Annotated in this window: 12 protein-coding genes and 1 pseudogene; 11 read left to right on the forward strand and 2 right to left on the reverse strand. The window is 63.9% G+C overall.

All coding sequences use genetic code 11. From position 1 onward, the window contains the following. The first annotated feature begins 256 nt into the window (after positions 1-256). From Q4G14_RS14580 to Q4G14_RS14615, 7 genes are all read left to right on the forward strand, one after another. Entirely contained in the window at positions 257-2,287 is a 2,031-nt protein-coding gene (locus Q4G14_RS14580) for a TonB-dependent siderophore receptor (RefSeq protein ID WP_303362494.1), read from the forward strand. Positions 2,288-2,316: 29 nt separating this feature from the next. Beyond that, positions 2,317-3,159: an ABC transporter substrate-binding protein gene (locus tag Q4G14_RS14585; RefSeq protein WP_303362504.1), complete on the forward strand. Its 843-nt coding sequence runs from the start codon at positions 2,317-2,319 to the stop codon at positions 3,157-3,159. Then, positions 3,156-5,120 (forward strand): Fe(3+)-hydroxamate ABC transporter permease FhuB, encoded by a 1,965-nt coding sequence (fhuB, locus tag Q4G14_RS14590; RefSeq protein ID WP_303362495.1) that lies wholly within the window; start codon positions 3,156-3,158, stop codon positions 5,118-5,120. The genes Q4G14_RS14585 and fhuB overlap by 4 nt, the downstream gene beginning before the upstream one ends. Continuing rightward, on the forward strand, positions 5,117-5,890 hold the full coding sequence (locus Q4G14_RS14595) for an ABC transporter ATP-binding protein (protein WP_303362505.1): 774 nt from the start codon (positions 5,117-5,119) through the stop codon (positions 5,888-5,890). Before fhuB ends, Q4G14_RS14595 begins: the two co-directional genes overlap by 4 nt. Before the next feature lie 10 nt (positions 5,891-5,900). Next, a complete protein-coding gene (locus Q4G14_RS14600; protein ID WP_303362496.1) occupies positions 5,901-7,601 on the forward strand; it encodes an ABC transporter ATP-binding protein in 1,701 nt (566 codons plus the stop codon). Positions 7,602-8,121: 520 nt separating this feature from the next. Next, positions 8,122-8,415: a type II toxin-antitoxin system RelB/DinJ family antitoxin gene (locus Q4G14_RS14610; protein WP_303362497.1), complete on the forward strand. Its 294-nt coding sequence runs from the start codon at positions 8,122-8,124 to the stop codon at positions 8,413-8,415. Then, on the forward strand, positions 8,408-8,683 hold the full coding sequence (locus Q4G14_RS14615) for a type II toxin-antitoxin system RelE/ParE family toxin (RefSeq protein WP_303362498.1): 276 nt from the start codon (positions 8,408-8,410) through the stop codon (positions 8,681-8,683). Before Q4G14_RS14610 ends, Q4G14_RS14615 begins: the two co-directional genes overlap by 8 nt. Positions 8,684-8,690: 7 nt before the next feature. Here the strand turns inward: Q4G14_RS14615 and Q4G14_RS14620 are convergent, their stop codons facing one another. Then, complete coding sequence (locus Q4G14_RS14620; RefSeq protein WP_303362499.1) at positions 8,691-9,170, reverse strand: DNA cytosine methyltransferase; 480 nt, start codon at positions 9,168-9,170, stop codon at positions 8,691-8,693. A gap of 252 nt (positions 9,171-9,422) precedes the next feature. On the opposite strand from Q4G14_RS14620, the pseudogene Q4G14_RS14625 reads away from it, so the two are divergent. The 3 genes and pseudogenes from Q4G14_RS14625 to Q4G14_RS14635 form a co-directional block, all read left to right on the forward strand. After that, positions 9,423-10,474 (forward strand): annotated as a pseudogene (locus tag Q4G14_RS14625) (IS66 family transposase); the annotation flags it as partial. Between the two features lie 242 nt (positions 10,475-10,716). Beyond that, a complete protein-coding gene (locus Q4G14_RS14630; protein WP_303362500.1) occupies positions 10,717-11,601 on the forward strand; it encodes an MBL fold metallo-hydrolase in 885 nt (294 codons plus the stop codon). Then, positions 11,592-12,704, forward strand: coding sequence for an ABC transporter substrate-binding protein (locus Q4G14_RS14635; protein WP_303362501.1), 1,113 nt, complete (start codon positions 11,592-11,594; stop codon positions 12,702-12,704). Before Q4G14_RS14630 ends, Q4G14_RS14635 begins: the two co-directional genes overlap by 10 nt. A 49-nt stretch (positions 12,705-12,753) precedes the next feature. Here Q4G14_RS14635 and Q4G14_RS14640 read toward each other — a convergent pair whose 3' ends face one another. Continuing rightward, on the reverse strand, positions 12,754-13,302 hold the full coding sequence (locus Q4G14_RS14640) for a TetR/AcrR family transcriptional regulator (protein WP_303362502.1): 549 nt from the start codon (positions 13,300-13,302) through the stop codon (positions 12,754-12,756). A 156-nt stretch (positions 13,303-13,458) separates the two neighbouring features. On the opposite strand from Q4G14_RS14640, the gene Q4G14_RS14645 reads away from it, so the two are divergent. Then, positions 13,459-14,301 carry an SDR family oxidoreductase gene (locus Q4G14_RS14645; protein ID WP_303362503.1) on the forward strand — a complete coding sequence of 281 codons (843 nt, stop codon included), beginning with the start codon at positions 13,459-13,461 and terminating at the stop codon, positions 14,299-14,301. Positions 14,302-14,410 lie beyond the last annotated feature (109 nt).

Consider the following 14,410-nt stretch of genomic DNA (forward strand, 5'->3'; position numbering starts at 1 on the left):
TCCTGGCACCTCCTGAATCATCGAACAAGGTTATAATCAATGGGTCCTGAACCTACATTCCACGGCGACTTTCGCGACATTTTGCCCCACGAGGGGCTGCGCTCACCATTGCTTGACAATCCTAACTTATTCACTCAGGTATCATTGGATGACTTATTAACTTCGGGACTGGTCTCCTTCGATGAAAATACACCTTGCTCTGTCCGCCCGGTGCCTTGCGCTGGCCAGCGGCAGCATGATTGCCCTTTCTGTTGGTATGGCCACGGCACAGGACGCAGATGGCCCGACCGTTCTGGACGAAATCGTGCTGACGGCAACCACCGATACCAGCGTGCAGGTTGATGGCTATGTCGCAACCTATGCGCAGGCCGCGACCAAATCCGACACGCCAATCGCGCAGACGCCGCAGTCGGTTTCGGTCGTGACCAATCAGCAGATCGAGGATCAGGGCGCGACGACGCTGGGGCAGGCGCTGAATTACAGCGCGGGCGTGCTGGGTCAGCCCTACGGTGCCGACCCGCGTTTCGACAGCCCGACCCTGCGCGGGTTCGAGGCGCGCGATGCCCAATATGTCAACGGCCTGCGCCAGTTGCGTTATATGGGCGCCCCCGCCTATGAGATCTACGGGATGCAGCAGGTCGAGGTGCTGCGCGGGCCGTCGTCCTCGCTTTACGGGGCTGGCTCGCCTGCCGGGATCATCAATCAGGTTCAGAAACGCGCGCAATCCTATGATTTCGCGGAAATCGGCGCAGGGATCGACAGCAACAGCGGCGGGCAGGCGTTCTTTGACGTGAACCGCGTCGCCAATGACACGCTGTCCTGGCGGCTGACCGGGATCGCGCGCGACAGCAAGCCGCAGATCGAGGAACTGGACAACAAGCGCGGCTATCTGGCCGCTGCGGCGCGGTGGCAGGCAACCGATACGACGACCATCGACTTTATGGCGTCCTATCTAAAGGATTCGCCGCTGTCGCCAACCGGGGTGCCTTATGCGCTGACGCAGATCGCGGATGGCAAGAGCCTGCGCGATTTCTATACCGGCGAAGAGGGCTGGGACGACAGTGACCGCCGGATGTTCAATTTCGGTATCGAGATCAGCCACGAGTTGGAAAACGGCTGGCGGCTGGATCAGGGTTTTCGCTATGAGAACTTTGACTGGAATTATCGCGGCATGTATGTGACCGGCCTTTCGGGCACGGAAATCACCCGCGGCGCGAACCGCCAGTCCGAGGATGCGTCGGGCATCAATCTGGACACTCGCCTGTCGGGCGTGGTCGATACCGGGCAGGTGACGCATAATCTGCTGTTCGGCGTGGACATCCGCAAATACGATTCCCGCACCACGACCGAGTTCTTCACCGCCCCCTCGCTGGATTGGGTGAACCCGGTGCGGGGCAACCTGCCAACCGGCGCGGCGTGGTATGTGGCGAACAGCGACATCACACTGAAACAGGTCGGCATCTATGCTCAGGATCAAGTCGAGGTCGGGAACTGGCGTGCCGCGCTGGCGCTGCGCCATGACCGTGCCGAAGTGACCGGCTGGTCGGAACGCGCCGGCAATCGGGTGACGGTCGATCAATCCGACAACAAGACCACCGGCCGCGCCGGGCTGTCCTATGTCTTTGACAATGGGGTGATGCCCTATGTCAGCTATTCGACCTCGTTCGAGCCGGTGGATGCGATCAGCTATGCCGGGGTTCAGGTCGAGGGTTCCGCACCGGGGCCAAGCACGGCAAAGCAATGGGAACTGGGCGTCAAATACGAACCCACCGCCTTTAACGGGCTGATTACCGCCGCCATCTATGATCTGCGGCAGGAAAACATCATCGAAAACCTGGGCGGCGGCACCTATCGCAACATCGGCGAGGTCAAATCGCGCGGCTTCGAGCTGGAGGCCACCGCCGAAATCGCCGAAGGCTGGGATCTGCGCGGTTCCTATTCCTTCAACAAGACGGAACAGATGACCGGCACCAATGCGGGCAATGAAATGGCCAATGCGCCGCGCCATCTGGCGAATCTGTGGCTGGACCGCGATTTCGGCAATGGCTGGCGTGTGGGCGGCGGGATTCGCTATATCGGGTCTCGGTTCGGGGATTCGGCGAACAGCTATGACATGGGCGCGGTGACGCTGGCCGATCTGGGCGCGACCTATACCTATGACAATATCGAGGCTTCGCTGAACGTCAGCAACCTGACCGATAAGGTCTATCTGGCCAATTGCGGCAGCTTTGGGTGCTATTATGGCGAGGGGCGCGTGATCTCGGCGCAACTGACGCGCAAGTGGTAAACCGCCGTTCCTTTCTGACCGCCGCCGGGATGTTTCTGGCGGCGGGTTTTCCTGTGCGGGCGGCCAATGCGCCAAGGTTGGCGGCGATTGACTGGGCGATGCTGGAAACTGCCGTCGCCATCGGTCATATGCCCGTCGCGGCGGCGGAACTGATCCGTTACCGGCAGGATGTGGGCCAGCCGGTCATTCCGGGTGATATCACCGATCTGGGCCTGCGTGGTGCGCCGAACTTTGAGCTGCTGCAACTGCTGCGGCCCGATCTGATCCTGTCGTCGAATTATTACACCCGATACGAGGCGCGGCTGGCGGAAATCGCCCCGGTGTTTTCGCTGCCCTTTTATTTGCCCGGTCAGGCCCCCTTGCCACATGTCATGCAGGCGCTGAGCCTGCTGGCCGGCCGCATCGGCGATCCGGCTGCGGGGGCGGCGGCGCGGGATGCCGCTGATGCGACGCTGGACGTGCTGGCCGCCCGTGCCACCGGGTTCCGTGACCGGCCTGTCTGTCTGGTCAATATCGGTGATGCGCGGCATATGCGGGTCTTTGGCTTTGACAGCCTGTTCGGCAACGTAGCCAGCCGCATCGGGCTGCGCAATGCCTGGGCCGAGGGGACAAAGTTCAGTTTTCTGGCCCCGGTGCCGCTGGAAAAGCTGGTTGATATGCCTGACGCGCGGCTGGTGATCGCGGGCGAGATCCCCATCAACGCCCGCCGCAGCCTGTCGCGCAGTGTCTTGTGGCGGGCGCTGCCGCCTGTGGCAGCCGGGCGCGTTTACCTTGTTCCCGAAGGCAACCCGTTCGGCGGCGCACCCTCGGCGCTGCGTTTCGCGCAAAGCCTGATCGACGCGCTGGAACGCGGCCCGCAGGTGCTGGCATGATCCGTGTTCTGCCATTGGTTGCCGCGCTGTCCGCCGGCTTGTGGGGGCTGGCGGCGGTGCAGATGCTGCCGTTGGTGGATTGGCCCGGCTGGCCGCTGCACCCGCAGACGATGACGCTGGATCAGATCATGCTGGCCTATGGGCAGATGCCGCGCGGGGTAATCGCCTTGCTGGCGGGGGCGATCCTTGGGCTGTCGGGTGCGATCTTGCAAGTGGTGCTGCGCAATCCGGTGGCTGACCCGACGACGATGGGGATTTCCTCGGGTGCGCAACTGGCGCTGGTGATCGTGACGATCTTTGCGCCGGGATTGCTGGATTATGGCAATTGGCCGGTGGCGCTGGCGGGGGCGGGGCTGGCTGCCGCCTTGGTGCTGGCCATCGGCGCGGCGCGGGCCTTCGCGCCGGTGACGATGGTGATCGCCGGGATGCTGGTCGGCATGACCGCCAGCGCGATTGCCACCGCCGTGACGCTGGCGCAGGGGCAATATCTGCTGTCGCTGGTGATCTGGAACGGCGGCTCGCTGGTGCAGCAGGACTGGGCCGGTGTGCAGGCGCTGACCGCCGTGCTGGCGGGCGGCGCGGTGGTGGCGGCTGCGCTGGCGCGGCCTTTGCGCGTGCTGTCACTGGGGGCCGAGGGGGCGCAGGGGCTGGGCCTGAACGTCGCCGGTGTGAGGTTGCTGGCGGTGGCGGTGGCGGTGGTGCTGGCGGCGGCGGTTTCGGCCGAGCTGGGGCTGATCGGTTTCGTCGGGCTGGCCGCGCCCGCGCTGGCCCGCACGATGGGGGTGCGCAGCATCGCCGGGCTGCTGGCGCTGTCGCCGGTCATCGGGGCGCTGATCCTGTCGCTGTGTGACGGGATCGTTCTGACCATTGCCGGACAAAGCGGCGAGATGTTTCCCACCGGCGCGCTGACCGGGCTGATCGGTGGGCCGCTGCTGATCTGGCTGCTGCCCCGGCTGCGCGGCTCGACCCCACCGGGGACCGAGGCAGGCGAAGGCCCCGCGCCCCGCCGCGCCCATCCCGCGCGGCTGCTGGCCGCACTGGCGCTTGGGCTGGTCATGGCGGCGTTGGTGCTGGTCTGGATCGGGCGCGTGCCGCATGGCTGGGCGGTGCTGGACCGCGACAGTTTCGCGGCCTTTCTGCCGATGCGCCTGCCGCGTCTGATCGCCGCCGCGTCTGCCGGGGCGGCGCTGGCGCTGTCCGGGGCGGTGCTGCAACGGCTGACGGCGAATCCCCTTGCCTCGCCCGAGGTGCTGGGCGTGTCGGGCGGCGCATCCTTGGGCTATGCGGCGGTGGTGTTCGCGCTGGCCGCGCCTTCGGCCGCCGCGCTGACCATCGGCACCATGGCGGGCGGCGCCATCGCGCTGGCGCTGGTCGCGGCCTTTGTCAGCCACCGCGAGATGCCGCCCGAACGTGTTTTGCTGGCCGGGATCGCTGTTTCCGCGCTGGCGGGGGCGGTGCTGTCGGCGATGATGGCGGTCGGCGATGCACGGTCTTGGGCGATCCTGAACTGGCTATCGGGGTCGTCATCCGCCATCACCATGCCGGGCGCTTTGGCGCTGGCGGTGCTGGCGTTGGCACTGTGGGCGGCGGCGCTAGCGGCCCGGCGCTGGCTGGCGATCCTGCCGTTGGGCCATGGTGTCGCGGGCGGGCTGGGCCTGCCTCTGCGCCGGACGCGGCTGGTGCTGATCGCCTTGGCCGGGCTGGCCACGGGGGCGGCAACGGTGCTGGTCGGGCCGCTGTCCTTTGTCGGGCTGATGGCCCCGCATATCGCGCGGCGCGCCGGGCTGGCCCGCCCCGCCGACCACCTGACCGGCAGCGCGTTGATCGGTGCCGGGCTGATGCTGGCCGCCGATTTCGGCGCGCGCATGGCCGGTTTTCCCTATGAACTGCCGCTTGGTCTGTTTGCCGCGCTGCTTGGCGCGCCATGGCTGATCTGGCTGATGATGAGGCCCCGCAAATGACCGCTTTGTTCGACATCCGAAACCTGAATGTCGAGGTGCCGGGCCGCCGCCTGCTGCATGATCTAAGCCTGCGCCTGCCCGCCGGTCAGGCTGTGGCGCTGATCGGGCATAACGGCTCGGGCAAGTCCACGCTGCTGAAAACGCTGGCCCGGCAGATCGGCGCCACCGCTGGCAGCATCACGTTCGAGGGCCGGGCGCTGGCCGATTGGTCCGCCCGCGACTATGCCCGTCGTCTGGCCTTTCTGCCGCAGACCACGCCCCCGGCCGAGGGGATGATCGTGCGCGAACTGGTCGCGCTTGGCCGTTACCCGTGGCACGGGGCGCTTGGCCGCTTTGGCCCGGCGGATCACGCGGCTGTCGTGGCGGCGATGGCGGAATGTGGCGTCACCGATTTCGCCGAACGGCTGGTCGATACCCTGTCGGGGGGCGAGCGTCAGCGGGTCTGGCTGGCAATGATGGTGGCGCAACAGGCCGGGACGCTGCTGCTGGATGAACCGATCAGCGCGCTGGACATTGCCCATCAGGTCGAGGTTCTGGCGCTGGTCCGCCGCATGTGCCGTCAGCAGGGGCGCAGCGCGGTGATCGTGCTGCACGAGGTCAATATGGCCGCGCGGTTCTGTGACCATATCGTCGCCATTCGCGGCGGCAGGCTGGCGATGCAGGGCAGCCCCGCCGAGCTGATGCGGTCCGAGGTGCTGGAACAGATTTACGGTCTGCCGATGCAGGTGCTAAGCCGCCCGGATGGCACCCCCGTCGCCATTCCAGCCTGAAGGAACCCCGATGCTGCGTCAGTTTTTCGCCTATTATCGCCCCTTTATGGGGCTGTTCTGGCTGGATTTCGGCTGTGCCGTGCTGTCGGGCCTGCTGGAACTGGCCTTTCCGCTGGCGATCACCGCTTTCATCGACCATCTGCTGCCGCAGGGCGACTGGACGCTGACGATTGCCGCCGCTGTCGGGTTGCTGGCGCTGTATGCGGTCAATGCGGGGCTGTTGGTGGTGGTGATCTATTGGGGCCACAAGCTGGGGATCAACATCGAAACGGTGATGCGGGCGCGGGCGTTCGATCACCTGACGCGGCTGTCATGGCGCTGGTATGACCGCACCCGCACCGGCAAGCTGGTCGCCCGCGTGACCCGCGACCTTGAAGAAATCGGCGAGGTCGCCCATCACGGCCCCGAGGATGCCTTTATCGCGCTGATGACATTTGTCGGCGCATTCATCCTGATGTTCTGGATCAACCCGCAGATGGCGCTGATCGTGGCGCTGATCGTGCCCGCGATGCTGGCGATCGTGATCGTCTATGGCGGGAGGATGACGCAGACATGGCGGGCGATCTATTCCCGCGTGGGGGATTTCAACGTGCGTCTGGAAGAGGCTTTGGGCGGTGTCCGCGTGGTGCAGGCGTTCGGCAATGAAACCCATGAAAACGACCTGTTCGCGGTAGATAACGCCCGCTATCGCCGGGCCAAGCTGGACGCTTACCGGGTCATGGCGGCCTCGAACGCGCTGCAATATATGGGGCTGCGGCTGGTGCAGGTGGTGGTGATGGTCGTCGGCGCGGGCTTTGTGCTGAAGGGTCAGATGACCACCGGCGGATTCGTGGGCTTTCTGCTGCTGGTCGGCGTGTTCTATCGCCCGCTGGAAAAGATCGCCGCGGTGATCGAGACCTATCCGCGCGGGATTGCCGGTTTCCGCCGCTATCAGGAACTGCTGGCGACGGAACCCGAAATCGCGGATGCGCCGGGCACCATTCCCGCGCCGGACCTGCGCGGCGACATCCGGTTTCAGGGGGTCAGCTTTGAATACAATACTGACCGCCCGATTTTACGCGACATCGACCTGACCATCCGCGCGGGCGAAACGGTGGCTTTTGTGGGGCCGTCGGGCGCGGGGAAAACCACGCTGCTGGCGCTGCTGCCCCGGTTCTATGAACCGACCTCGGGTCGGATCACGGTTGACGGGCTGGACCTGCCACAGATGCAGTTGCACAGCCTGCGCCGACAGATCGGGCTGGTCTCGCAAGACGTGTTCCTGTTCGGCGGCACGCTTCGCGAAAACATCGCCTATGGCCGCCTTGGCGCGACGGATGACGACATCCGCACGGCCGCCGCGCAGGCGCAACTGACCAGCCTGATCGACAGCCTGCCCGAGGGGCTGGACACCGTCGTCGGAGAACGTGGCGTGATGCTGTCGGGCGGCCAGAAACAGCGCGTCGCCATCGCCCGCGCCTTTCTGAAAAACCCGCCCATCCTGATTCTGGACGAGGCCACATCCGCCTTGGACAGCCAGACCGAGCGTGAAATCCAATCCGCCCTGGACCGTCTGGCCAAGGGCCGCACCACGCTGGTAATCGCGCATCGCCTTGGCACGATCCGAGGCGCGGATCGCATCGCCGTCATGGATCAGGGCCGCATCGTTGAAACCGGCACCCACGCGGAATTGCTGGCGCTTGGCGGGGTTTATGCCGGGCTGGCGGGGTAGAGAGCTGCAAGCTGCGGGCATACCAAGATCAACATGACGATCCGGCAGTGAACGCAATTCGAAGAGAAGAACGGGAATTTCTGAATGAGGATAAACCTGTGGTATAAAGCTCCGTCACCCGATCATCGGCCACCTCGCCCGTGCGGGCCGGTCTTGCGGCTTTCCTGTTCCAGCAGCCAGTTTTGCACGGCGGCGCGGCGGTAGATGATCTTGCGGCCGATGCGGACGCAGGGCGGGTCGGTGCGGGAGTTTCCCAGCGGGCGAGCGTGTGGGGCGTCAGACTCAGGGTCTGGGCCAGTTCTGCGCGGCTCATTCAGTCGCGTAGGATGTCAGTACTGTCATTCGGGGCGGGCTGTTCGTGATCCATCTGCGGCTCCTGTCGTGATTCGGTGACAGGGCCAGCGGAACATGGTGCAGGGGCGGAATGCGCGGAATGAACCGGAACGGGGCGGGGGCCTGCCAGCGCTTGCGCGAATCTCAAATGAGATACATACTCGCGGGGCCAACAGAGGATACCCCTATGCCTGCGCAAACGTCGATGCTTCATGTCCGTGTGGATGACCAGCTGAAGGCTCAGGCCGCCGAGGCGTTATCGGGGGTTGGCCTGACCTTGTCGGATGCGGTGCGGATCTTGCTGACCCGTATCGCGGCCGAAGGTGGCCTGCCTGCCGGGTTGGTCGCTGATGCTGATGCCTATGATGCCTGGTTTCGGACCAAGGTGTTGGAGGCGCTGGCCGACCCTCGCCCTGCCACGTCGCATGATAAGGTGATGGCAGAGGCACGCAGCCTGATCGCCGGGAAACATCGTGCCTGAACTTGAATGGAAGGCTGCGGCCATTGCCGATCTGATGGCAATCGTTGACTATATCTCGGACGATAATCCGGCAGCGGCAATGGCCTTGATGCAGGAAATCGATAGCAAGGTCGCGTCGTTGCCCGCCCATCCCAAACGCTGCCGCCCCGGCAGGGTGGATGGCACGCGTGAGCTGGTGGTCAGGCCGAATTATATCGTGATTTATGCGGAAACGCCCTCGGTCGTGACTGTGCTGCGCGTTCTGCATGCTGCGCAGATGTGGCCATGATCGGGCGCTACAGATCCTCCCCGATCCCATCCACCATGGCGATGCGCGCGCCGATCCATTCCATCACATTCACCGCCATGGAATTGCCCAAGGCCTTATAGCGCGGCCCATCGGCAGCGGGTTTGCCGCCGCGATACGGGATCAGCGTGTAATCATCGGGAAAACCCTGTAATCGTTCGCATTCGCGCGGTGTCAGGCGACGCACGGCCCAAGGCGCGGCAAGGTAGCTGCGCGATGATCCGCCACTGGCAGCGCGGATATTGGCGGTGTCGTGTGGCCCTTCCGGCATCGCGCCCTCGTCCCGCCCGCGCAGGTCGAATGCCACCGGCTGGGCCAGATAGGTCTGCTGCTTCATCCCGGCCTCGGCCGCTAGCGCGGCAGTGATCTGACCATCACCACTTGTCAGCCGAACTTCATCGCGGGTGTTCTGCGCGAAGGCCACGGCGGCATGGCCACCGGCATTGGCATGGCTGGTCTCATGCGCCATGCTGCGCAATGTGGGGTGCGATCCGTCCTCGACAGCCTGCACTTCGCTGCCCTTGCAGTCGAAGGCGACCGCTTGCGGGACAGGCCGTGCCTCCAGCGTATAGGATGCGCCATCCGCCCGGAATCCGGCCCCGTCCGGCCCCGCAGCGGGGTTCTCGCTGCCAGCGCGTTCCTGAATCGCGATGGGGATCAGTGGCGTGCCGCGGCCGGTGCCATCCTCGCTGGCGTCGTGGCCTTCAGCGCGCAGTGCATGCGGCAGACACTGGATCCCAGCAGTTGCTGCCCTGATTGCGGCGGCGATCTGCGCCTGATGGGCAAGGATATCAGCGAGATGCTGGATCTGATCGCGACGTAATTAAAGGTCGTCCAGATCACCCGGCCCAAGAAATCCTGCCGACGCTGCGAGCGCATGGTATAGATGCCTGCGCCCAGCCGCCCGATCCCAGGCAGCATGGCAGGGGCGAACCTGCTCACTCACATCCTCGTCTCCAAATTCAACGATTACCTTCCCCTGTATCGTCAGCACGAGATCTTCGCTCGGATGGGGGCTGATATCCCCGACAGCACTTTTTCGACTGGTATGGCCGCGTCACGAAGGTGCTGGTACCGCTGATCGAACGGATCGAGGCGGATGTGATGGCCAGCGACCTGCTGCATGCTGCTGACACACCGATCCGGGTGCTGGACCGTGCAAACTATGACAAGGGGCTGGGCAAGAGTGTAAAGAAGGGTAGGATCTGGGCCTATGTCCACGATCAACGGCCCCCCCGGTGCGGTCTATGCCTTCGCACCGGGCTGGAAGGAAAGGCACGTTCATCACCATCTGGCCAACACCTGCGGTATCCTGCAGACCGATGGCTACAAGGGATATACCTATCTCTACACTCCGGAGCTGGCTGGGACACCCCACTTACGGAAGGCGGCCTGTTGGGCCCCCCTGAGGTGAGACTTCCATAAAAAATGGGGCAAGACGAAATCCGTCACCGCCCACGAGGTGCTTGATCGCATCGGTGCGCTCTACGACATTGAGCGCGAAATCACCGGGCATCCCGCTGAGATCCGCCTTGCCGCGCGAGGAAACACAGCGCTCCGAAGGTCGAGGCCTCCATCGTCTGGTCAGGACAGCAGCTCTCGCGGAACCCCGACAAAGAATATATGACCGGGCTTTCCGTTATGGGCTGAGCCGTCGGGACACTTTCAGCCTGTTCTTGTCTGATGGGGGCGGGGGCCATCGACAACAACCCAGCCGAGCGCGCCCTGCGCCCGATCGGTGTCGGATACCGCAACTGGCTCTTCGCAGGGGCCTATCACGGGCAAGCGGGGTTTGACCGGCTGTCGCATCTCAACCGGTGTTTCGTCAGGCCCGCTGGAACGGCACCGGGCTGGTCGCACCGCCCTATGGCGCGCGGTTCAAAACCATGATGAAGGCGATGATCGGGCGGAACTAACAAAAAGTTAGTCACCGGCGGAACCTTTTGCCTCTTGGCGCGATATGTCTGCATATTTCAGGCGCATATCGTGCCTGTCTTGCACAAAGGTGAACCACCATGATGACACGTCGCGATGCGTTGAAGCTGTCCGCTGCCGGGGTTGCCGTTCTGGCCCTGCCCGCCCATGCCAGCGGGGCGCTTGACTGGACCTTTTATCAGGCCGACGAGGCCGGCTTCCTGCGCACCCCCGTTCTGTTAAGCGGCGAGACTGACGCGATCCTGATCGACGGCGGGTTCACCCTGTCCGATGGCCGCGCGGTGGCCGATGCGATCAAGGCGACGGGCAAGCGGCTGACCACGATCTATGTCACCTGCAACGATCCGGACTATTATTTCAGCCTGCGCCCGATTGTGGATGCTTTCCCCGATGCGCAGGTCATTGCTCGCCCCGATACTGTCGCAGCGATCAACGGCAATGTCGAAGGCAAGCTGGCCGTCTGGGGGCCGCAACTGGGCGACAACGGCCCGCAAACACTGGCCGATGTGGTGGTCCCTGCGGCGTCCGAGGCGACCTCGCTGGAACTGGAAGGCCAGACAATCGAGATCGTCGAGTTCCCCGATATGCACGACCGCCGCTATCTGTGGGTGCCGTCCTTGCAAGCCGTGTTCGGCGGCGTGCTGGTCTATTCCGGGATTCACGTCTGGGTCGCGGATAACGCCACGCCGGAATCGCGGGCGCAGTGGATTGCGGCCTTGGACGAGATCATCGCCCGCAATCCCGCCATCGTGGTGCCCGGCCATCAGGCCCCCGGCGCGGCACAGGGCATCCCGGCGGTGCGATTCACCCGCGACTATCTGCAAGCCTTTGACAAGGCCGCTGAAACCGCTGCCAACAGCGAGGAACTGATTGCCGCGATGAAAGCGCAGTTCCCTGATCTGGGCAGCGAAAGCTCTCTGGAACTTGGGGCCAAGGTTGCCAAGGGCGAAATGCAATGGGGCTGAAAACCATTGCAACCATCGGGGCGGTTCTGGCCGCCCCAACCCTTGCCTTTGCGCAACTCGCCCCGGAAACCCGCAGTCTGGACGAATTGCATCAGGCTGCATTGGCCGAAGGCGGGCGCGTCATCGTCTATGCCGGTGGTGACACGGCGGGCCAGCAGGACGGGATGAAGCAGGCGTTCGAGGCCCGCTTTCCCGGCATGGTGCTGGATGTGATCGTGGATTATTCCAAATATCACGAGGCGCGGCTGGATAATCAGATCGCGACCGATTCGGTGGTGCCGGATGTGATCCAAGTGCAGACCTTGCAGAACTTTCCCCGCTGGAAGGCCGAGGGCGCGCTGATGCCCTATAAGCCCGCCGGTTGGGACAGCATCTATGACGCGTTCAAGGATACCGACGGGGCCTATACCGGCATTTTCGTCGATGCGTTTTCCAATGTCGTAAACCTTGCCGCGCTGCCCGACCCGGCAAGCTGGCCGCGCGAGGCCGCCGATTACCTGCGCCCCGATCTGAAAGGCCGGATCGTGCTGACCTGGCCCACCGATGACGATGCGGTGCTGTTCTGGTTTAAGCAGGTGGTCGATAAATACGGCTGGGATTATCCCGCCCAACTGGCCGCGCAGGAACCGATCATGGTGCGCGGCACGCAGGCCCCCGCCGATTATGTCGATGACGGGCGGGCGGCGGCGACATTTTCCACCGATGGCACCCTGCGTCCGGCGGTTGATGCAAAATCGCGCTTTGTGCTGCCCGAAACGGACCCATTCGTCGCATGGCCGCAGCAGGCCGCGATTCTGGCCGGTGCCAAACACCCCGAGGCCGCCAAGCTGTATCTGAACTGGCTTCTGGACAAGGATACGCAGGAAAACATCTGGTATATGTGGTCCGTGCGCACCGATGTGACCCCGCCCGAAGGGTATAAGCCCATCTGGGACTATCCCAACGCCGACCCGCTGGCCTTTGGCGCGTGGATGGCGGATCGCGCGGCGGTGGAAAGCTTCCGCTCGCAGATCGGGCTTTATCTGGGCTGGCCCGGCGAGACCGCCGAGCCACCCTCGCCCGGCCACCCCGGCCTGCACCCGGATGTGGCGCTGCCGCATTGATGCTGAAAGGGGGCGTTCGCGCGCCCTCTTGGCCTTCAGCCGCGTTTCCCTATGACCCGGTTTCGGCCACAGCAGCACAAAGGCTGTGGATCATCTCTTGCACCTGTTCGCGGTCATCGGCGACCAGCTTAAAGCCCTTTAGCGCGGCCCCCATCATCCGGGCGGTGACCTCGGCATTATCGCGGCCCGCATCTTGCAGCATATCCGCCAGCAACCGGATAAACCCGGCGTGACCCTGACGCACCGGCGCAAAGTTCAGATCGAACATATCCTTGGCATCAGGATTGGCGCGAACCAGATCGAACCCGGCCAGCCCCCATGACAGGCAGGCGTGACGCAGCTTTGCGCCCAAGCCAGACAGCCCGGCAAGCTCGGCGCGGATTTCGGCCAGCTTGCGGCTGGCCAACAATTCAATCACCGCGCCGAAAATATCCTGCTTTTGCGGGAATGACAGATACAGCGTCGGGCGCGCGATACCGGCGGCGGCGGCGATATCGCCCATGGTCGTGCGGGCAAAGCCATAGCGGATGAACACATCGGCTGCGGCTTGGGTGATCTTGTCGCGGCGGGCGTCGGCGGGGGGCAGAGTCTGGGTCATGATCTGCGTCAGATAGGGAAAACCACGGCAAATGCCAAGATTTGACATTATGAATATTTTTGTCATTTCGTCTTGATGTGGCGCAAGCGTCCCCCTATCTGACGCTCAGATCGCTTGGAAACAAGCCGTCCCATCGGATCAAAAGGACCGAAAAACATGCCTAAAACTGTTCTGATTACAGGCACATCCAAAGGAATTGGTCAGGCCACCGTGCTGCGTTTCGCCCGTGCGGGCTGGAACGTCGCCGCGACGATGCGCAACCCGGCAGACGCTGACCCTGCTTTCGCCGACTTTCCCAATATCGCCGTTATCGCACTGGACATCACCGACCCGGCCAGCATTGAAGCCGCACTGAAGACAACGCGCAAATGGTTCGGCCAGATCGACGCGGTGGTGAACAACGCGGGCTATGGTCAGGCGGGCTATTTCGAAGCCGTAACCGACGCCCAGCTTCGCGCCAATTTCGACACCAACTTCTTTGGCACCGCCAATGTCATGCGCGCCATCCTGCCCGAGATGCGGGCGCGGCGCGAAGGGGTGGTGCTGAATGTGAGCTCGGTCGGCGCGACCTTCGGGATTCCGTCCTCGGGCGCCTATGTCTCGACGAAATGGGCGCTTGAAGGGCTGTGCGAAAGCGCATGGCACGAATTGACTCCGCTTGGCGTGCATCTGAAAGTGCTGGAACCGGCGGGCGTCAACACGCCCTTCCTGACCGCGCCGACCTATACCCGCGCATCGGTCGGTATTGATGATTACGAGGCTGACTACGCCCGGTTCCAGCAGGCGATGAGCGCCGATCACTGGGCATTGGAAGAACCTGAAACCATCGCCGACCGCATCTTTGACGCGGTGACGGATGGCACCGACCGGTTCCGCTATTTCGCCGGGCCGCCGCTGAACTGGCTGCGCGATGCGAAACGCAAGCTGTCGGATCAGGACTATGAGCAATTCATGGCCGAACGCTTCCGCAGCCCGGTCAGTGTCCATCAGAAAGGTTGACCCATGAAGGCCCTTGTCGTTCACGAGCTTGAGCAAGGCTTCCATCTGGAAGACGTCGCCATTGATGCGCCGCTGGGGCGCGAGGTGCTGGTCGAGGTGCGCGCCTCGG

The organism is Paracoccus sp. (in: a-proteobacteria) (assembly GCF_030538755.1).
Lineage (GTDB): Bacteria > Pseudomonadota > Alphaproteobacteria > Rhodobacterales > Rhodobacteraceae > Paracoccus.